Source organism: Halobacteriovorax sp. HLS, assembly GCF_004006665.1.
In the GTDB taxonomy this organism is placed as follows: domain Bacteria; phylum Bdellovibrionota; class Bacteriovoracia; order Bacteriovoracales; family Bacteriovoracaceae; genus Halobacteriovorax.
Map to the genome: position 1 here is coordinate 83854 of NZ_QOCL01000012.1, position 20760 is coordinate 104613.

Genomic DNA, 20760 nt, shown 5'->3' on the forward strand with positions numbered 1-20760 from the left:
GATGACTTATGTATTATGGATTGGTTTTATTAACCTTCTTTATTTCTCTAAATATTTATAGCGCTCAGAATATATCTGATATTGTAAAAGGTCAGTATCAATTGTCCTCTTCCGAATTTTTAAATTCAAAGTTAGAAGTTCAGAGAACTAAAACCAATTTATATTCTTCAATTGCTTCACATCTGCCAGAATTGTCGTTTACGTTAGGGCAGAAGCGCTTGAATGAACAAACAGGTGTACCACCTTCTAATTATTTAAACTCTAATAGAAGAACAGAACGCTCATGGGAGCTTGATTTAGTCTTTCCTCTATTTGATCGCACTAAGTATCTATCTATTCAAAAAGGTTTATTAGAAAAGAAGTCTGCTTCTAGCTCTCATGGATATCTCGAAGATCAAATTGATTGGAAAGTTAAAAGTTCATTAGGGAATATTTACATTCAGCAATATAAAATTTTAAATTTAGTGAAGTCAATTACTCACTTTAAAGAGATTTTAAATAGTCAGCAGGAGGGTTTTAGATTAAAAGCTAAAAGAGTCATAGATGTTGAAGAAGCTCGTTCAAATTTACTCCTTTTAAAGGCGAGAAAGACTATTGAAGAAAATCTTCTTGTTATTAGTAAAGAACAACTTGCTGTTCTCTTATCGAAAAGCTCTAGCTATGTTGAAGAACTTCTAAAAGATCTTCCTATGAATAAAGATAAGCTTCTCGATACTATTCAAGGTCATTATGAACTAGATAAAATTTTAACTAAAAAGATTAATAAGAAATTGCGCTGGGAAGTAATTGAAGAAACTTCCAACTCATATAAGTTAGAGGAGATTAACTCTAAATATACTCAGAGCGTGCACTGGCCGAAGTTGCAAATAATTGGGTCTTATTCAAAAGAGGGAGCAAGTTGGAGGGATATCAAAGATTTTGATAATTCAAATAGAACTTTGGGGATTTATCTCAAGATCCCATTCTTTCAATCTGGAAAATCCTTTTCAGATAATAAGTCAGTCAATTTATTAATTGAGCAATCATTAAATAAGAGAAAGTATGGAACAAGACAGATAATTGAGCGTTCTAAGAATATTAAACTTCAATTTGAAAAAGAGAAGCTGAGACTTAAGATTCTGAAGGATCACCTAAAAAGTAGAGAAAGGTTGCTTGCCGCCTATCGTGAGGCCTTTAAATTAGGGCGTGAGACACTGAGTGAGCTTATTAAACAAGAGAATATCTTTATAGAGTCTCAATTCTCACTAGTCGATTCTATGAATAACTTAGGCTCTCTTTACTATCAATGCGAATATCTATATGGTGTAACTATTTGAAATTATTTGGATATTTGTTCATTATCCTTAAATTGTATTAAAGTCTACAAAGCCTGTAGTTTTTACAAACTCAATTGTAAGGCGCTATGCGTTGAGCTAGAATGAATATGACTACATTTTGGAGGTTATTATGTTTAAAATAGGCGATTACGCAGTTTGCCCTGGTCATGGAGTAGGTCAAATTTGTGATATCGAGGAAAGAGAAATTGGCGGTGAAAAGCAATTTTTCTACATTATTAAGGTTATTGCTAATGGCATGACGGTAATGGTTCCTACTGATTCAGAAAATGGTATTAGAGTTCTTGTTGATAATGAGGAGATTAATAGCGTTTATGAGTTGCTACAAGATCATAATATCGAAATTGATAACTCGACTTGGAATAGAAGATATAGAGAATATATGCTTAAAATTAAAACAGGCTCTCTTGTGGAGATTGCAGAAGTTTTAAGAGCGCTTTTCTTACTTAAGGGAAAGAAGAATTTAAGTTTTGGTGAAAAGAAAATGTTAGAGCAGTGTAGAGATTTACTTGCACAAGAAATATCTATTTCTAATGGGACCGAAACAGTTGAAATTAAATCAACAATTAATAATTACTTTGCTTAGGTCAATAAACTATTGGCCTAGAGTATTTCTCCATTCGTTCCGAGAACATACTCTTTAATCTTTTCTCGCATATTGTAAACGGAACTCATACTATACCCATAGGCGCCAACATCTGCTACACATAGTAGATCTTGTGCTTTTACTCTTTGTAGAGCTCTATTTTTAGCAAAACTATCAGCTGTTTCACATATTGGTCCTACTATATTTACATACTCATTCTTTGTGCGATTCTTTTTTAATGGTAGCACATGATGGTAGGCATCGTAGAGTGAAGAGCGTACGAAATCGTTCATTCCTGCATCAATTATAATAAATTTATTTGGTCCGGAAGTCTTGGTTCTGATGACTTCGGTTATAAGTACTCCAGTATTGGCAACAATATATCTACCTGGTTCAAAAACAGTTGCTGGTATAACGGCTCCTGCTGGTCTTTTTTGATTATAATGTTTATCAATAGTAGAGGATATTCTCTTCATATATTCATTAATAGGAGAGACCCCTTGCTCTGGATGATACGGAACACCTAATCCGCCTCCAACGTCTAGAAACTCTAGTTCATTTACAAGAAGGGCCGTCTCACAGAGCTCTTTTAAGGCCTTTTGAGTGGCCTTTAAGCAGGTTAACTGTGAGCCGATATGCATTGATAGCCCAACCAGTTTTACGTGCTTAAATAAGCTTTTTCTTTTTAAACATTTCTCGATATCTTGGCGTAGTATTCCAAACTTGTGCCCAAGGCCCCCAGTTGATATATGCTTATGTGTTTTAGCGTTAACCTCAGGGTTTAACCTTAAGGCCACGCGGGCCTTTTTACCCAATGATTTTGCAATTTCTCCTACTGTGACTAATTCTTCAATACTTTCGATATTAAAGGAATATATACCTTCTTGATGGCAATCCAGCGCTAGTCTTATTTCATCTCGAGTCTTTCCGACCCCTGAAAAGACTATTTTTGTAGGGCAGATGCCAGCTTTTAATGCCTGCTTTAGCTCTCCTCCTGAGACTATATCTGCGCCACAACCCAGTTTTTTTAATTTCTTTAAAAGCTTTAAGTTTGAATTTGCTTTTAATGCATAACATATGATGGGTTTTGAAATATTATTTTCTTTGGCAGAGTTTAGAAAATTGTTGAAGTTATTTTCTAAGGCCTTGACACTGTAAAGATAGAATGGCGTTTTCATTTGTTTAGATATAGAATTTAAACAATGCTGATCTAAGAGAAGTTGACTTTTTTTGTAGCTAAGTGATTGATGATTAAATTTTTCCATAAATTATTTTAACCGAATTTTAAATACATGAAAGATAAAAAAATAGATTTTAACCTTGTTTCTAAGTTCAACCCTTGCGGGGATCAACCGGAGGCAATTAGGGAACTAACTAAAAAGTTTCAAGCGGGACATAAAGAGCAAACACTTCTTGGAGTCACGGGATCAGGTAAGACTTTTACAATGGCCCATCTCATTAAAAATCTCGGCAAAAAGACTCTTGTGCTAGCACATAATAAGACTTTAGCCGCTCAACTATATGCCGAGTTTAGAGAGTTTTTTCCAGATAATTGTGTTGAGTACTTTGTTTCCTATTACGACTATTATCAACCAGAAGCCTACGTTCCTGGGACTGATACTTTCATAGAGAAGGACTCCAGCGTAAATGATGAGATCGATAAGTTGCGCCATAGTGCAACTAAGAATTTACTCGAGCGTGACGATGTTATTGTTGTTGCAAGTGTAAGTTGTATATATGGTATCGGATCTCCAGATGAGTACGAATCACAAAAGGTTAATCTCTTTGTTGGTGATGAAATTGATCGTGATGACTTTTTAAAGAAACTTGTTTCAATTCAATATGAGCGTAACGATATTGATTTCTCTAGAGGTTGTTTTAGAGTTAGAGGTGATTTAGTTGAGATCTTTCCAGCATCAGAAGATTCGGATGTCATTCGTGTAGAGTTCTTTGACGAAGAAATTGAAAGTATCTCCATTGTAGATCCACTTCGCGGAAAAGTTCTGCAGACACTGAATAAGGTTACTGTTTATCCGAAGTCTCACTATGTTGTTAGTGAGCTTAAGCTTGAAAAAGCAATAGAGACAATCAAACTGGAGTTAAGAGAAACATTACAAAAGCTAGAACAACAAGAAAAGCTAGTTGAAAAGCAGCGCTTAGAACAGCGAACTATGCTTGACCTCGAAATGCTTGAAGAAATGGGATTTTGCTCCGGTATTGAGAACTATTCTAGACATCTTACAGGGTCTAATGAAGGAGATCCTCCTCCAACTTTAATAGACTTTTTTAAAAATGATTTTCTAATGATTATTGATGAATCTCATATAACGGTATCTCAAGTCGGAGGTATGTACAGAGGAGACCGTGCTAGAAAACAGAACCTTGTAGACTTTGGTTTTAGACTTCCTTCTGCTTTAGATAATAGGCCACTCAACTTTCAAGAATTTGAACAGAAGCTAGATCAAGTGATGTATGTTTCAGCTACTCCCGGTAATTATGAATTAGAAAAAACTCATGGTGAGTATGTTGAACAAGTTATTCGTCCTACAGGGCTATTAGATCCAATCATTGAAGTTAAAGATGCAACCACTCAAGTTGATGACCTTCTAATACAAGTTAAAGAACGTACGGCAAAAGGTGAGCGTGTTTTAGTTACTACATTAACTAAGAAGTTAGCAGAAGAGCTAACAAACTATTATCAAAGTGTAGGAATAAAAGTTCGCTACCTACATAGCGATATAGATACTCTTGAGCGTATGGAAATTATTAGAGACCTAAGACTAGGGATCTTCGATGTTTTAGTCGGAATCAATCTTCTCAGAGAAGGCTTAGATATTCCAGAGGTTTCATTAGTTGCAATTTTAGATGCAGATAAAGAAGGATTTCTACGCTCTGAAAGGTCGCTCATCCAAACAATTGGACGGGCAGCTAGAAACTCTGAGGGAAAAGCTATTCTATACGCTTATAAAGAAACTAAGAGTATGACAAAGGCCATTAGCGAAACCAAAAGAAGAAGAAAAATTCAAGAAAGTTATAATAAAGACAATGGAATTACCCCGATCACTATTAAAAAAGAGGTCTCAGGTGGCGTTATTGAGACTCTGCGCGGCTCCAAGGGGCGCAAAACTGACGCTATGAAGGAAAAGGCGAGGATGAAAAACTTGTCTGGTGAGTCTATAGACAAGCAAATTGTCGAATTAACAAAGAAGATGAAGTTCGAATCGAAGGCATTGAATTTTGAAGAAGCGGCCAGAATTCGAGATGAAATTAAATCTTTGAAAGAGCTTCGAATTTTACTCTAAGCGACGAAACTTAATTTATTGTAGCGTCTTTCCGAGTGGTTACATAAGTAACCATAATATAAGATTTCTTAACTAAATTATTAGTGATTCTTTTTTTCATGCACCCTGAAATTTCGTTGACTATGTTTCAGATTCAAACTATTTACTGCCAACAATTAAATTAATAACCAGATTTTAAATTTTATTTTTAATCTTTAACCGCTTTTTTTATAAGGAGTACTTAATGAATGTATTTAAAAAAGCTCTTGTTGCAATCGCTTTATTAGCTGCAACATTTTCTGCGCAAGCAATCGAAGTAAGCTTTGATTTCACTGTTTTCTCTTCAGGGTCATCAATCTATCCATGTAATGCTGGTATTAAGCATGCTAACCCAAGACAAGAAGTTTGTTACGAAAGAACTAATCCAAACAACTCTTGTAACCCAAATGCTTGTGAAGATGGTGAGAGCTGTGACTGTGTATGTGCAGGAACAAACGGTGGACAGTACAACGTTGACTTCTTAAAAGCGAGCTATGCTAACTGGACAGATCATAATGAAACAATTGGATCTTCTACAGCAGCAACTGTAAAAGCTTCTACAAGTAACAACTACATCTTTTCTAACGACTCTGATGCAAATGGTTCAGTAACAAATGCTAACTACTTTGATAAGCAATTAACTGCTCTTACTTTCAACCTTGGTACAGAGACTTTTGGTGCAGAGTACGTTCTTGACGTATGTTTCAGAGGACCACAAATTGATTACGCTTCTTCTGACATCAGATCTAACTGGACTGCAAAAGCTCAAGCAACTATCCAAGATATGCTTGGTTACGAAAGCTATGCTTCTGTTGCTGGTTTAAAAGTTGATTCTGAAGTTGTTTGTGAGCACCAAGTTGCTGGTAACCCACTTCCACTTAACACTGTTCCAAATGCACTTACTTTTGGAGACAATGGAATTTATGATGACCTAATTCTTAATGCTGACCTTGGTCTTTCTGATGTTGCAAAAGGTTCTGCTTCTGTAACTGGTCCAAGAGGAACTACTCCAACTTTCTGTAGAGTAAGATACACATTCTCTGAAGGTAATGGTCTTTCTGGTAGAGAACTATTCAGACCATGGAAAAAGCAAGCTGCGAAAGTTTGTACTAAAACAAGTATCGAAGAACCGTAGTAAAATATAGATGCTGAGAGAGAATTCTCTCAGCATTTCTTTATAATGTATTTTTTGTTGAAAGCTGGAGTAGAAATGAACAAATTAACGACGATCACAATTTTATTTTTTGGGCTAATGTTTCAAACATTCGCTTGTGATGTTATTTCTCCTAAGCAAGTAAGCCTTGCCATTTCGACTAACGATCAAGAAGAAATACACTATAATGCACTTAAAGTTCTAAACACTGCACCATATACAACTATTAATAATTGTAAAATGACTGCTGCGAAAAGAAATTTTCTTATGCTAGCCGTTGGGATTGAAAACCTCATCTTAACAAATCAAAATAGTACGTATTCAATTGCTGATAGAGAAAGAGAGCACTCATGTCGTATTGAGAATTCTGAACTTAAGTCAAAAGTTACTTTCAAAGAAATTAACGAAGAATTAAAGCTTAAAAGAGACCTTTTAAACAGTTGTGTCGTGACAAAGGTTACAGACTTTGGGCCTAAGGGACTACAGTTTCCTGCGGATCAAACTGGTTGTAAAATTACTCGAGTTTCGGATCATTCTGCCAACTTTACAGGAAAGTATTGTTACTTTACACCAGACTTTAATAGCCACTTCTCTGTTGAACTAGAAGTCTCTTCAGAGTGTTTAACTGTTCAAGGTTTAAAAGATAAGAAAATCACAGCAAAAGATTTTAATGCTATTTTAAACTTTTATACTTCTGATGTTTCTACAGGTCAAAATAACAATCTAGAGGCCATTGGTGGTACAGATATTAGATTTTCTGTAAATCCTATTTCGGAAGTTGTTAAGCCGGCAGATGACTTTGGGGTTAAGAGACCTGTTTTTCCTGCAGAATATGTAATAAATGATATCCATTTAGCAAAGCCGAGTGCAAAATTTAGAGGAAGAGAGATAGAGTTAAACTTTCCATTCGTTGTCGATACAAGATGTGAAAGAAAGTGTGTTGACGGGCTTTGTTCTTCTCCGTGTGATTATGCAACACCGATTGTAGGTGAACATACTTTAGAAATTCTTGAAAATGGAAAATGGGAATATTTAACTTCTTGGTATGATGGTGCAGTTGCTCCAGGGCAGTGGCAAGGTATTTTACATGGTGTAGGAAAAGGAATCCAAAAAGGGGCTCTACCACTTAATACAAAGTATAGAGTTCGCATTGAGTTTAAAGAACCAAATATTGATTTCAAATACTTTGATGGGGATATTGATAGAAGAATCTTCCTTGTGAACAACAATATAGGCGTTATTTCAAATAGAGGACGTATTGGGTTAATTCCACTTATTCATGAGATTGTTAATGGTCAAGAAGTCCCATTGATTCATACGATTTCTCAATTGGACTTTGATAACTCTCTTGATGGAGTTGAAAAGTCTTTAAGAACATTTCAGTCATACTTAAATAACAAGTTCTGGCCACCTCTTTATGAAAAAGTATGTAGCACTAAAGGTAAGTGTGTTGATAATGGAAAGAAATTTCTTGAATTAACAGCGGAGTTTACTTTAAAAGCGTCTGGAAGAAAGTATGAAATGCAAGACGTAACTTTTAAAAGAAAATCAATCTTTGGCGGTAACTATTCTAAGAAAATGGAAGTTTACCCAAGCGTTGAATGTGGTAGGCAATAATGTTAAGAGTATTAATCGTTCTAACATTTCTATTCTCAGCTAATACTTTCGCCGGAATCTGTAAAGATAGTGGTAAAGACTTAGGGAAGATCACAATTTGCCATGCAGGAAATGATAATAATAATCCAGGGCGTGTTAACTTCGTTAATATCTGTGTTGATTTCGCTTCTGTTCATGGTCATATAAAAAATCATGATCATGACTCAATTGGTGCATGTGGAAGTTCTGACTTAAAAGAAGGTTTGGCTTATGCTTGTAATGCGGGAATTAAACACGTCGAGCCAGCAGAGAGAACTTGTTACACGAGGTCCACTCCAAGAATATCTTGTAATCCTAACGCTTGTGTAAGTGGTCAGTCTTGTGACTGTGTTTGTTCTGGCACTTCTGGTGGCGCTAGTAATGTTGACTTTATGACTTTTAACGGAAGATCATTCAGTGACATTGCTGAGTTAGACTTATTATCTCAAGAGAGTTTTTGGGATAGCACAAGGCAGTCAAAAACTTCTAGTCTATCAATGAACTCAGGTAGTATTGATTCTGAACAATTTGTTGTGGCAACACATAGTCCAAGAAACTACGTACTTAAAGACAAGAGCTTGTCTTTTAACTTAGGAACAGAGCTCTACGGAACTGAGTACTTTGTCGATCTGTGCTGGCAAAATATCAATGAAGACAATAAGGGAAGTTTCGATTTGCTTCCAAGCTATGGCTATAAAAATAAAACACTTTTTGGTGATAGCTATGTAGATTTTGCAAATATATATACTCGAACACAGGTTTATTGTACAAGTGATCAAGGCACCGAATTTATTGCTTTTGATGAAGATTATACTATGTTTCCGAGTCAAATGCAGGATCTATTTCCAAATGTTGGAAGTGTTGAAGACGTAAGTTTTTGTCGTGTTAGACATTACTTCAAAGAAGATACAAATGCCTTTAGGCCGTGGGAGCTAAATGCTGTTGAAATTAGTACTAAGTTAGAGGTTGTATTAACTGATGATCAAGAAGCTCCTGAGGATAATGGACTAATCCTATGTCACCCAATTACTTACTTAGACAATAGAGGACGTGAAGTTAGCAAGGTGTGTCAACTAGAGTTTAATAACTCGAATGAATATGAAGCCTTTGTTTTACACCACGAAGACAATTCTGTTGGAAATGGAAATGGAAATGGAAACCAATCGAACTCATCTTATAGTGTTAACCATAATCATGACTATAGAGTGATTTCAGGATCTTGTGGGGGACAAATAGCGAGCCCACAAGTTTGTTATGAACAAATGAACTTAATAGAGGGCTATAGGCACTCAGATAATTTACAAAAAGATTTTGAATTTAAAAAAGCATTAAAATTATAGAATATTACTGTGGAGGTAATTATGAAAAAGGTATTATTAACTCTAGCGCTAGCTTGTTCTTTTACAGCTTCAGCAACAAATGTAGATGACCTATTCGCTGGTGGAGAAAGAGAGTTTGAGTTTGAAAGATTTGCTGATGATGCGATTTTATTAGAGATCGATAGAGAAGCTGAAATGGCATGTGAAAAAGGTGTTTGTACTCTTCACGCAGTAACTAATAACTACGGTGGATTTGAAGTTGCTTTCAACGTTGGTGAAGGTGATAACAACAATAACGGTGGTGGGACTAATATCTACACTGGTGGAGCAGGTTACAATACAAATGATAACTCTGAATACTGGGGATTCACAGTAAAATATAAAAGAGGACAATGTACTCAACGAATTAGAGTTCCAAAATCTGTTTACTATTCAATTAACAGATATATGTATGGACTAATGACTGAAGAGGGTGGAACTAGAAGAGGTTTTACTCCTGCCGACGAAGCTATGATCATGTTTTACACAACAATCATGAGTAAAGCTAACGGTTGTACAATGCAATAAGCTTTTCTTTTTGTATATATTAATTGGCCTCTAATTTGGAGGCCAACCTATTGAAAAGATAAGATAAGTAAGTTCAAGTAATAATTTCAATTTACATACTTTAGAGGCCACATTCTGATATTATGCTCAGAATTTGGAGACATGCATGAAAAATACAAGAATACTGGTCAGTTTATTGGCCCTATTTACGATACTTTCAACCTACTCATCAGAGTGGATGAGCGTTGATCAATCAGCTACTAAGTTTGAACTCAATAATATGAGATTCTCCAATAGAGCTAGATGTGCATTAGATTCTAAAGTACCAACAGACTCGGCCTTCTTACTTGTTACTAATGTTGATGCTGCTAAAGCAGTTTATAGACTTGCTTCATTAAGAGGTGAGGATACAAATACTGTAACTAAGTATGGTATTGAGGTATTTAGATACTCTGTTGTAAACTTGGTTAAGATGATTCATGAGAAATTAATGAATCGTGAACTACCACTTCTTACACATGATCTTAAAAGAGATGATCTTCATATTCCTGGTAATTATAGAAACGTTATGGCCAATTGCCGTAATGACGAATATTGCTCAGGTCTAGATGATTATATCGCGAAAATCTGGAAAATTACTTCAAAGAAAGTTCCAGCTGCTAGAAAAGTAGTCGACTTCTACACTGTTGATAACTTCCATTCTCAAGATAGCTATATACTAGATAAAACTTTTGAAAAAAATAGCTTTAATAGTGAAATGAAGTGTCACTACTTAAAGAAGTTCTCTCCACTTCAGGCCCAACTATATGGGACAAAGCCTGATAAGCAGGCCCTTGAATCTATTGCTCGTGCAGCTTTAGAGTCAGAAAAATATTTAGCTGAATGTAATGATTTTGATTCACAAAAGAACTTACAAGTAGCAGCTTATCAATTAGAAATACCAAACTTAAAAGAAAAGAAGTGGGAAGATAAAGGTTTCGATTACTGGAACTCACTTAAATTATATTTCTCTTGGGCCTATAGAAATGCTCCAGAGATGCAACAACTAGCAGCGCCTTTTGCAAGCGTCTTTAAAGGCGTAGCAATTGAAGACTCTGTTTTAATAGTACCAAATGGTTGTAAGTCTATAACTGCTCCAAAGTGTGATGGAGACTTTCTTGCTCAGCAAGCGATGAGAGAGTTTGCGAAGGAAGACTTTAAAGAAACAGCTTTAAACCTTGATATAATGACATCTGTGCCGGAAGGACCACAAGATGACTTACTTTCTGATCCATTCACTTCTGTAAATGTTGATGAGTTAGACCTTGGTGGATTTGCAAATGCTGAAGCATGGCTAGCAAACTTTAGAGAGAACTTTGCAGGAACTAGAGCTTTGATGAAAAAGAAACTCATCAAATCTATTTCAACTTTAAATATTACGAAATCTAAAATTTCTCCAAATAAACTAGCGGATCTTTTAGAAGAAAGATTCTCTGTACTTTTAAATTCTCAAACAGTGAATGCTCAGTATAATGAGCTAAAGAATGATCTCTACTACCTTTGTGCTGAATTCAATTTTGCTGATCATGATGAGTTTAGTTTCTTAAAAGGAAAGCTTGAAATACTAAAAGAGACAACTCTTGTTGATGGACTTGTTTCTGATATCTCTCAGGAGAAAACAAAAGCACTTTATGATTACTACACTGTTATCGCAGATAAAGTTATCAGTGGATGTTATGAGTTAAATCAGAAGAATATTTGGAATGATTCTTTTACTCTAGATAAGACAGGTTTTTCTCCATGGTATGTTCAAAAGGTTTACGAGAACAAATTTAAGTCAAGTTATGACCAAAAGAATGTTGAATTCTTAAAAACTAATAAGCCTTTACTTGCTTGGAAAAAGTACAACGATACATTTGATTATGAAGATGTTATTTGTGCTAATGCAAGTGATTGTTCAAGAAAGATTTTGAAGTCTGTAATTGATCTATATTCTGTTGCTCAATACGCTTCAACTTTCTGGAACCTAGAGCAAGAAATTAAAACTCCGGCCTTATTTAATCCTTACGCCGAAAGAACAGCTTGTAAGGTTTATGATCCATGGTTTAAAACAAAGTCAGTCTTATTTAATTTATTCACAGATATGTCCCAAGCTGCTCTTTCAGTTGCAACTCCTGGTGTAATCTACGGTAGACTAGACCTTAAGCCGGGAACTGTAACTTCTTTCAACCAAATGGTAACTGATGGAAGAATTTCATATGACACTAGATACGACCGTTCTCGTATAACAACTTCTCTAGTGGCAGATTTTGGTCCACTACTTGGTGTTCCGTGTATGATTTCGGTTACAGGATCACCTGATAACCCTTATGATCAATATCGTTTTGCTGGTGTAAGTGTTGGAGCTTGTAACTCTGTTGACGATAATAATTTAAATGTTAGAACTGCATCAGATTATGATGATAATGCAAGAAATGTTCATTCGGAGTGTATCAGTTGTCAGCTTAACTTTGAAAGTGTTGTTAGCTCTTTAACTAATCTATCTGCTGAAGTAGGACCAACATTCTTCTTATTTAGAGCAGTATTTAGACTTTATAAAGGTCTAAAAGATCCACATAATATACCTAGAAGCTGGGAAACTAATCCAAATTATGTATCTGAGACATATAGAAGATTTAATGGTTCTATTCCTAAGAGTTGCGTAAGATCACTGAGAAAAGGAAAGAGATGTTTAGCGAATTCTTGTGAGTCTGAAGTTGCTGAAAAAGTAACTGATGCACTACGTGGAAACATACAGTCTATTGATGCTCCAAGATCAGGAACTGCAAAAATAAAACTATCTTCTTGTTCGCAAGAAATTAAAGTTACTGTTAATAGAGATCAGAATGGGCTTGGTTGTAGAGTAGGACGTGTTAGTGCTCCTAGCTCTTGTAAGTCTATTGAGAAGGAAAGATAATGAAAAAACTAATTATTGTTATAGCTCTAACACTCGTCTCACAACTAGCTTTTGGTTACACTGTTGAATCAAGCTGGAATGATAGTTATCAAAAAGAGTTAAGCTTCTACTGTGTTGAAGGTGATAACCTTTGCCAAGACCTGTGTGAAAATAACTCAGTTTGTACTATTAGAGAAGAGACTTGTCATAACTGTATTGGAACTTCAATCTCTATAACTTATATTTTCAACTATATGGGAAAGGCCTATACTAATACTGAAGTAGAAAAGAATGAGTATGATGTTCTCTCAACACTACAAAGTGGAAATTTTGTAACTTTCTCTTCAAAAAGTATCTATAACCACGTTGATAGATTCAACTCAAGCGCTCTAAAAAGGAACTTTAGAAGCCTTTGTAGTGATGGAACGAGATACCCAATAGTTCTTTTTAATAAGAATACTAGAAATCAAAGAGTAGGAGATGTTCAATTTGTCTTCTGTGATAATGGTGTTTTTGAGATGAGCTTCGGAGCTGATGTTATAACAAACTTCGAGTCTGCTAACTCTCTGTTCTAATTACTTTCTCTAAGGCCTGCACTCTTTTTTGAATCTGTAGGCCTTGCGATTGATCTTTTAAAAATAAAAGTAAATATCTTCCAAGTCCTATCTCGTGAGCGAATAGGTCTGCTTCAATTTGAGCAATGTGATTACTTGTTCTTCTTTGATGATGGGCCAGAACTAGGTGACCAATTTCATGTGCAAGAATTGCTATACCTTGAATTCTCTTTGGACCTTTTAAAAGTGATACTAGCTCGGGATATACTAGCACGAACTTTTCTCCTGAATCTATTGCACTTGCGTACGAGCCCTTAATATTCAAAAAGAAAATAGTATTAAAAACTTCTAACGCCTTTTGTGATTGGGATATATACGCTTCAAGGATCCTAAATGACTCTCTAAGCTCTGGACTTGAAAATATCCATTCATGTTCAGCTCTATTTCGAAAGGAGATTTTTTCACTTTTAAATGTTTTGGCAATTTTTCGCACAAGATTCATGCTTTCTTATCGGAAGAGCTCAAAAAGTGATTAAAATGGTTCAAAAGTAAGGAAAAATCTTCCGTTCCAAATAATTTCAATAACTTGATACACTATATATATGAATTACCTTGTTGTTGCTGTATTATTATTCTCTACTTCAATCTTAGCTTTAGAAAGATCAGATGCTTTTATTGTCAGGGCGTATAATGACAAGTTTAAAGTTCTATCTCCTTCAAAGAAAACATCTAAGGTTAGTGTTATTGTAGAAAATAAAACTCTAGTTAAGTTAATAGGGGAGATCGTTGATGGAAATGGTCGTGTACTCTCTATGGTAACGATCAAGCCTGGAAAGTATAAGAGCTTAGAGTTGGATTTTTCGAAAAATTCCTTATACTATTTTGTACCACTATCTCCATCATTTCAAAAAGTTATATTAGACTTTGGTAAAGAGGCCTATGAGATTCCTTCAAAAAAATAAAACGACCAAAACGATATTAGTTATATCTGATATACACCTCGGTGCTGGTGTTCTAGTAGATGGGAAAAGAAATTACTTAGAGGACTTTCATTTCGATAAAGAATTGGTTGATTTTTTAGATTACTATTCGACAGGGGAGTATCAGCATAAAGAAGTTGAACTTATTATTAATGGTGACTTATTTGATCTCCTAGCAGTACCTTTCGTAAATTATTTTGATGATGAGTTTTGGAGTGAGGATGCTGCTTTAGCAAAGTTCGAAATGATTATCAAAGCTCATCCTGAAGTAATTGAGGCCATGGATAATTTTATTTCTCATAAGAGTAATAAGCTTGTTTATATTATTGGTAATCATGATGCCGAGTTTGTTTTCGAATCACTTAGAAAAAGGTTCTATTCTTTATTTTCTACAAAAAATGCTGATAGAGTAAATATTGTTTTAAATAATACTGGAGAGTATATTCCAACTGAAGGTGTTGTATTAAAACACGGACATGAGTATGAGCTTGCTCATCACTTTCACCCTGAAAAATCTATTGCTCAAGATGAAGAAGGGAATAATTACTTCTTGCCTCCTTGGGGGTCTTACTATGTAACAAGAGTAATCAACAAATTTAAAGAAGAAAGAGACCATGTGAACGCTGTTCGTCCAATACGAAAGTTTCTAATTAATGGAATCATTTATGATACTTTCTTTACACTTCGTTTTATATTCGCAACGTGTTTTTACTTTATAATGGTTCGTTCAATTTACCTATTCAAACAAGAACAGAGTTTGAAGAAGATGTTAAAGCACTGTGCACATGAGTTAGAGTTATTTAAAGATTATGAAACCTTAACTATGGACTTTTTCAAAGAAAGACCCGAGGTTCAGTGTTTAATTGTTGGCCATACTCACGATCCGAGTTTTCGTCCTTTCTCTGATGGTAGAGTTTTTATTAACACGGGAACTTGGACAAGAATGTATAACTTAGACTTTGGAAAGAATGGATTTCGTGAGCAACTCTCTTTTGCTCAGATTGATGTTCTTGATAAAGAAAAGAATATCTACGATATCAACTTGAATAATTGGAAAGGGAGATCGAATCTCCCTTTTGAAGAATTTTCTTAATCTGCTTCTGAATAGCAGATTTCTATAAACATTTCTCCATGTGCCGACTTTATCGGAATTAGGATCACTGTTGTCCCGTTAGGGTACTTTATATTATGGCCGCTACCTTCGATCATTGATGGAATCGCCATATTTGATGTGTATCCCATTCCCCCTAAGTCACGCTTAGCATTTCCCATAATCATATTACAGATCTCTCCACCGACATCTGAAATCTCTTCATTAAACTCAGTGAAAGTGTCCATTAGCATAGCACTTGCAACTTTAAAATAAGTTTCGTACGGCCAAGAGATAACAAGCATGGCCTTGTAAGGCTTAGAGACATCACCCTTAGTCATTTCCCCACTAAGTCCTAGAACAGCAGAGACATCACCTTTGGAAACATTGTCTTTTTTTATTGTTGGTTTTTGAGGATCTAACTTTGTAAATACCATCGTCTCAAAAACATTCTTCGCAGCTTCAATAAAGGGCTTTGAAAACTCTATAAAATTATTTTCTTTACTCATTTTTTCTCCGATTATAGCCCTAGGCTAGACATGAGATCATCTATTGAATTTTGCGACATATTTCCCTCTGGGTCTGCTGCGCAGGATGCTCTTTCGATGTCATTAAATTTATCTTTTAACCAATTTAATCTGGTTACAAATGCTTTTGAGCTGACTTGTTTAATCGCAGAATCATTTCCATTCTTAATATGATCAATCATCTTTTTTAACAGTTCAAGCGCATCAAACATAATTGCTGCAACAACCTCAAGTAGAGCTTTGTCATCAGTTTGACTTGATTTGTATCCGATAACTTTTCCAAGCTCACAAAATGTTGCAATATCATCAGCACCAATTGTCTTAGCCGAACCCATAACTCTATCAATTATCTGTCCAAATTCTTCTAACTTTGAAACATCACTTGGATTATCTTCAAAGTCTTCAAGAATCTCTTCAAGCTGGTTGAAGAGCTCTGTTGATTCATCACAAAATTCTATAACAACTTCCTTCATTGAAGGGTCATTTAGTAAGCTCATAAGAAGTTTTCCTAATTAAATATTTTCTCAATCTTATCTTTGAGAACTGCAGCAGAAAAGGGCTTCACAATAAAGTTACTCACTCCGGCCTTTACTGCGATAACAACATTTCCTTGTTCAGCTTCAGCAGTAATCATTAGAAAAGGAAGTTTTTTTAATTCTTCCGTATCACGAACATGCTTAAGAAGATCAAGACCACTCATCTGTGGCATGTTCCAATCTGAAACTATGAACTCGTAAGGAGCATCTGTCCCAAGAGCGTCTTGAATCATTGGCCATGCTGTCGCACCATCATCAGCTTCTGAAATATTTGTAAACCCAATTTGAGTTAACATGTTTTTAATAATTTTTCTCATCGTTGCCATGTCATCAATAACAAGAATTTTCATGTTGGCCTTAATACCCATTTCTATCTCCTAAGCAGCATCATCTACTGTATCTGTACTTAATAAATTAATTAAACTTTCATATATTTTATCGCCAAACTCGAACTCAAGTCCAGGTGTAAAAGATTTGTTCTTCAAGTTTCTTATAACTGTAATCATATCAGTTTTTGTTCCAGTTACGTAGCCAAAAGTGTACTCAAATATATGAGTAACTGCACCAAGTATTAAAGAGAGTTGATCAATATGTTCACCTTTTTTAAACATCGGATATCCTGAGCCATCATCTCTTTCATGATGTTGAAAGATTATATCCATACATCTTTGGCTTAAATCAACACCGGACTTTTTTAATAAGTGATGAGATAGGCTAGGGTGCTTTCTATATTGTTTTTTCTCACTTTCGCTAAACTCTAAGTGTGGAGTATGCGTAAGCTTGGTATCTAGTTGCGTGTGCCCTAAGTGGCAAAAGAATGCAGCACAAATTATATCAGATAAGGCCTCTTCGTCTTTCATATCGCAATTCTTTGCCATATAATATGATATTGCTACAATTCTGTTAATAAAGTTATCCTCATTTAAAAGTTTTTCACTCAAATAACTAGCGAGGCTAACAGTATGTGATTTTCTTACACTGAAAGTCATCGTTTCATTCTTAACTCTTGTAATCAGTTCTAGAAAGTTATCTTCTGCAAGTGAAGATCTTAAGTCTTCCTTTAATTTAACTTCACCTTTAGTGGCATTTTCCATTTCTAGATTTGCCATATTGAGATCACGTGACTTTTCAAGTTCATGTGTTTCAATATTTAGTGAAGGAATATCTTGTTCTTCTAGTTCACTACTTGTCAAAAACGTTTTCTTTTGTTTCATATCGACAGCTAGCTCGCCACCTTTATTTAAAATAAACTCAAGAAAATCACTCTTATCTTTTGTAAGGGGACTATTGGCAAAAAGAAATGGAGTGTAGCTACCATTAGACGGATTGTAGACAAATAAGTGATATGGAAAAATCTTAACGTCTTTAAGCATGTCTTTTTCTATATGAAATAATTCTTCTGGTATCTTCATTATGCCGCCTTCTTTTTAAACAATCTACCAAAGAAGCCTTTAATCTTTCCAACTGCACCAACTTCTTTCGCTTTGCTGGAATAAGAGCCTTCATTACCTGCTTCGTGAAATCTATTGAGAAAGAAACCACGTTGAGTCTCTAAGTAGACTTCTAATGTCTTTTGCATGTCTTCTTGGAATCCATTCTTAAACCATGAAATAGCAAAACCCATACAGCTTGCTCCTTCAAAGTATGGATAAATAAAATAAATCTCTTTGGCCTGGAAAGTTAAATCACTCCAAGTAGGGACAAGTGTTTGTGTCCAGTTTTGAAATTCTTTACTCTCGAGCTCACTCCACTGCTTAGATACATCTTCTATTTGCGTAGGTGGGAGAAGATCGATTGAGTTGGACTCAAGTAAGAATTTACCTTTGCTCTTATCAAATATATATAATGAGTTATGACCGTTAAACTTCTTAATAACTTGGTTATTTATAAGATTGAATATATCTTCAGGTTTCACTTTCTTGTCGTAGTACATACTTAGTACATTGACAGCGACTTCTAAACCAACTGAATTCGGCTCAAATATTGGTCTAACTTTATTCTTTTCTTGAGAGTCTTCTCCTTCAAATTCACCTTCTTCAGAATTTTCATCATCACGATAGTAGGTAGGGGTCTTTTTGCCATCGGCCTTAGCTCCTCCATAATACTTAGGACCTGTTCTCTTATTAACATTTCCTTCTCGATCAATTGTTATACCACCAAATTCTTCATGTAGTTTGCTATAGTCAATCGTCTGCTCTCCAAGATCTTTCTTTTGTGCAAAAGAGATTTCAGATTCATTTCTTTTCTTATTTTCTTCTTCGTTTTCTTCACGCTTATTCTTATCGAAGTCCCAGTCATCGTCTACGTGGGATACACTTTTCTTATTACTATAGTGTCCTTGAATCTTATCAGTCTTACTCTTGGCAGACATGGCCTTCTTTTCTTCTTCAAGTTGTAATTCTTTTTGTGATTTCTTTCTACCGAATTCACCACCTTCAAGGTCTTCTTTATCAAAGTTCTTTTTGTCTTTTTCTAGGTCTAGCGCCTTTTCTTTCTTTCTTCTTTCTCGTTCGTCATCATCTTCATAGTCTTCGTCTTCTTCATCTGAGTTCTTTTTCCCTTCTTGATCAAGATTTAGCTTATTTGATGCATGACCTTTAGAGGCACCATCTTCGTCATCTTCTATGTAGCCCTCTCTATCTCGGGCTTCTTTTTCTAGGTCTAATTTTGCCTTATTCAAATAGTCTTTATCTTGACCTTCCTCGTCCCCATCTTCTTGTTCGCTTTCGCTATCATTACTGTCTGTATCTAAGTTTAACTCATTTTCAAGATTTAAATCTTTGTTCTCATCTTCGTCTTCTTGTTCAACTTCTTCCTTTTTGATTGCACCTCTATAGAAACCATCAATCTCATCGGCCTTATTCTTATCTCGTGCATCTTTATTTTCTTCGTCTTCTAATTCTTCTTTCTTTGTTTTATCGTTTGGAGTGAAATCACTCTCTTCAACGTCTAACTTTACATCTTTACTGCCGTCGTCGTAGTCTTCTTCTTCAGCTTCTTGAGTAGCACTTTTTTCTTCTTCAGCTGTAAGTTCTAGTTTAGATTTTTTCTTTTTATCTGAGTCAAAATCCTCTTCAAAAGAATCTTTTTGATAATCTTCTTTTTCTTTTTCAAGTAAGAGCTTTGAGGAATTACTGTGCTCTTCATCTTCATCTTCATCTTCTTCTTGTTTCGAAACCTTTCCTTTATAGTAGGCGCTTTGTTTCATTTCATCCATAAGACGTTCTTGTCGCATTTCTTCTTCAAGAAATTCTTCTTCTTTTCTTTGTTTTGCGAAAGGGTCTTCAGCTTCTTCTGTCTCGAAGTCTACTTTGTCGTTATTTTGAGCGTAAATATCCTCAGCGTCTTCAAGGACATTGTCTTTTTTCTTTTTTTTCTCTTCCTCTTCTTCTATCTCTTCTTCGCGTTTTTTTGTTGAACCTCTATAAAAGCCATCAATTTCATCAGCAGCATTTTTTTTCTTCTTACCGCCTTCTTCTTCATCTTCTTCTAATTCTTCTTTCGATTTTAGCTTCCCGCCCCAGTGTGTACCAATATCTTCTTCTTTATAGTTGCTTTTCTTCTTTTCTCTTTCAATCTCTTCGACTTCGAATGATTTCTTTTTCTTTTTTTGAAGATAGCTAAATCCGTCTTCTTCCTCATCATCGTTAGATTCTTTTTTAAGCTTTGAAGAGTTCATTTCTTTTGACTCATCATTATTTGAATCAAGAGACTTCACACCATCTTCTTCATCGTCTTCTTCTCCATCAACGACAATAGACTTAAGTTGTAACTTTACTTTATATAGTAGTGTTTTAGGAGCAACAGGCTCTTCAATAAATTCAGTCAATCCAATCTTAGAGAACTTATCGAGAGTTTTTCTTGGAATTTTTTTCTGATTAAGTAGTAGTACTTTTGAATTAAGTTTAGCATTGACTTTACGAAGCTGTTTAAGGGCCATAGCACATTTCTTCGGATTCCCGTATATAGTAAGGGACTGTCCAATAGTTGGAACTAACTGAGCGACTTCTGTCAGTTGATCAACTTCGTAAATTTCAATTTTCTCATCTTCGGCAATTTCAGCAATTGACTCTTTTAGCTTAGTCATCGTTTCTGAAAGAGGGTAGACGAAAATTAATGGCTTTGAACTCATGCCTTAATTATCGTCTACTTAGAGTAGAAATTTAGCTTTTCCGTCTTTATATAGTGAAAAAAAAACTTAATTGTTGAGTAAAATAGTTTTTTAATGTTCTAAAAAAAAGAAAAATAATTTTAACTTTTTACTTA

18 protein-coding genes are annotated in these 20760 nt (G+C 35.1%); 11 read left to right on the forward strand and 7 right to left on the reverse strand.

Features of this window, described 5'->3' with window-relative positions; translation table 11 throughout:
* Positions 1-8 precede the first annotated feature (8 nt).
* Both DPQ89_RS12790 and DPQ89_RS12795 read left to right on the forward strand, forming a co-directional pair.
* The gene (locus tag DPQ89_RS12790; RefSeq protein ID WP_127717415.1) at positions 9-1316 is read left to right on the forward strand and encodes a TolC family protein; all 1308 of its coding nucleotides are present in this window, start codon (positions 9-11) and stop codon (positions 1314-1316) included.
* 130 nt (positions 1317-1446) lie between these two features.
* Complete coding sequence (locus DPQ89_RS12795; protein ID WP_127717416.1) at positions 1447-1920, forward strand: CarD family transcriptional regulator; 474 nt, start codon at positions 1447-1449, stop codon at positions 1918-1920.
* Between the two features lie 17 nt (positions 1921-1937).
* On the opposite strand, the gene lysA is transcribed toward DPQ89_RS12795, so the two are convergent.
* Entirely contained in the window at positions 1938-3185 is a 1248-nt protein-coding gene (gene lysA, locus DPQ89_RS12800) for a diaminopimelate decarboxylase (protein WP_127717417.1), read from the reverse strand.
* 27 nt (positions 3186-3212) lie between these two features.
* Here lysA and uvrB point away from each other — a divergent pair, with 27 nt between their 5' ends.
* The 7 genes from uvrB (at position 3213) to DPQ89_RS12835 (ending at position 13382) form a co-directional block, all read left to right on the forward strand.
* Positions 3213-5222, forward strand: coding sequence for an excinuclease ABC subunit UvrB (gene uvrB, locus DPQ89_RS12805; protein ID WP_127717418.1), 2010 nt, complete (start codon positions 3213-3215; stop codon positions 5220-5222).
* A gap of 223 nt (positions 5223-5445) precedes the next feature.
* Positions 5446-6375 (forward strand): hypothetical protein, encoded by a 930-nt coding sequence (locus tag DPQ89_RS12810; RefSeq protein ID WP_127717419.1) that lies wholly within the window; start codon positions 5446-5448, stop codon positions 6373-6375.
* A 75-nt stretch (positions 6376-6450) separates the two neighbouring features.
* The gene (locus DPQ89_RS12815; protein ID WP_127717420.1) at positions 6451-8010 is read left to right on the forward strand and encodes a hypothetical protein; all 1560 of its coding nucleotides are present in this window, start codon (positions 6451-6453) and stop codon (positions 8008-8010) included.
* The gene (locus DPQ89_RS12820; protein WP_127717421.1) at positions 8010-9368 is read left to right on the forward strand and encodes a hypothetical protein; all 1359 of its coding nucleotides are present in this window, start codon (positions 8010-8012) and stop codon (positions 9366-9368) included. The genes DPQ89_RS12815 and DPQ89_RS12820 overlap by 1 nt, the downstream gene beginning before the upstream one ends.
* A gap of 21 nt (positions 9369-9389) precedes the next feature.
* Positions 9390-9914: a hypothetical protein gene (locus DPQ89_RS12825; protein WP_127717422.1), complete on the forward strand. Its 525-nt coding sequence runs from the start codon at positions 9390-9392 to the stop codon at positions 9912-9914.
* A 145-nt stretch (positions 9915-10059) separates the two neighbouring features.
* A complete protein-coding gene (locus DPQ89_RS12830) occupies positions 10060-12828 on the forward strand; it encodes a hypothetical protein (RefSeq protein ID WP_127717423.1) in 2769 nt (922 codons plus the stop codon).
* The gene (locus tag DPQ89_RS12835; protein ID WP_127717424.1) at positions 12828-13382 is read left to right on the forward strand and encodes a hypothetical protein; all 555 of its coding nucleotides are present in this window, start codon (positions 12828-12830) and stop codon (positions 13380-13382) included. The genes DPQ89_RS12830 and DPQ89_RS12835 overlap by 1 nt, the downstream gene beginning before the upstream one ends.
* Here DPQ89_RS12835 and DPQ89_RS12840 read toward each other — a convergent pair.
* Positions 13366-13863, reverse strand: coding sequence for a M48 family metalloprotease (locus DPQ89_RS12840; protein WP_127717425.1), 498 nt, complete (start codon positions 13861-13863; stop codon positions 13366-13368). The genes DPQ89_RS12835 and DPQ89_RS12840 overlap by 17 nt on opposite strands.
* A 100-nt stretch (positions 13864-13963) precedes the next feature.
* Here DPQ89_RS12840 and DPQ89_RS12845 point away from each other — a divergent pair, with 100 nt between their 5' ends.
* Together DPQ89_RS12845 and DPQ89_RS12850 are read left to right on the forward strand one after the other, a co-directional pair.
* Positions 13964-14323: a hypothetical protein gene (locus DPQ89_RS12845; RefSeq protein WP_127717426.1), complete on the forward strand. Its 360-nt coding sequence runs from the start codon at positions 13964-13966 to the stop codon at positions 14321-14323.
* Positions 14301-15434, forward strand: coding sequence for a metallophosphoesterase (locus DPQ89_RS12850; protein WP_127717427.1), 1134 nt, complete (start codon positions 14301-14303; stop codon positions 15432-15434). The genes DPQ89_RS12845 and DPQ89_RS12850 overlap by 23 nt, the downstream gene beginning before the upstream one ends.
* Here the strand turns inward: DPQ89_RS12850 and DPQ89_RS12855 are convergent.
* From DPQ89_RS12855 to DPQ89_RS12875, 5 genes are read right to left on the reverse strand one after another with little or no spacing between them, the layout of a single operon-like run.
* Positions 15431-15940, reverse strand: a complete 510-nt coding sequence (locus tag DPQ89_RS12855) for a chemotaxis protein CheX (RefSeq protein ID WP_127717428.1) — start codon at positions 15938-15940, stop codon at positions 15431-15433. The two genes, DPQ89_RS12850 and DPQ89_RS12855, sit on opposite strands and share 4 nt — an antisense overlap.
* An 11-nt stretch (positions 15941-15951) precedes the next feature.
* Entirely contained in the window at positions 15952-16455 is a 504-nt protein-coding gene (locus tag DPQ89_RS12860; RefSeq protein ID WP_127717429.1) for an Hpt domain-containing protein, read from the reverse strand.
* 11 nt (positions 16456-16466) lie between these two features.
* Positions 16467-16862 carry a response regulator gene (locus DPQ89_RS12865; RefSeq protein WP_127717430.1) on the reverse strand — a complete coding sequence of 132 codons (396 nt, stop codon included), beginning with the start codon at positions 16860-16862 and terminating at the stop codon, positions 16467-16469.
* A gap of 9 nt (positions 16863-16871) precedes the next feature.
* Positions 16872-17906, reverse strand: a complete 1035-nt coding sequence (locus tag DPQ89_RS12870) for an HD-GYP domain-containing protein (RefSeq protein WP_127717431.1) — start codon at positions 17904-17906, stop codon at positions 16872-16874.
* Positions 17906-20626, reverse strand: a complete 2721-nt coding sequence (locus DPQ89_RS12875) for a hypothetical protein (protein ID WP_127717432.1) — start codon at positions 20624-20626, stop codon at positions 17906-17908. Before DPQ89_RS12875 ends, DPQ89_RS12870 begins: the two co-directional genes overlap by 1 nt.
* Positions 20627-20760 lie beyond the last annotated feature (134 nt).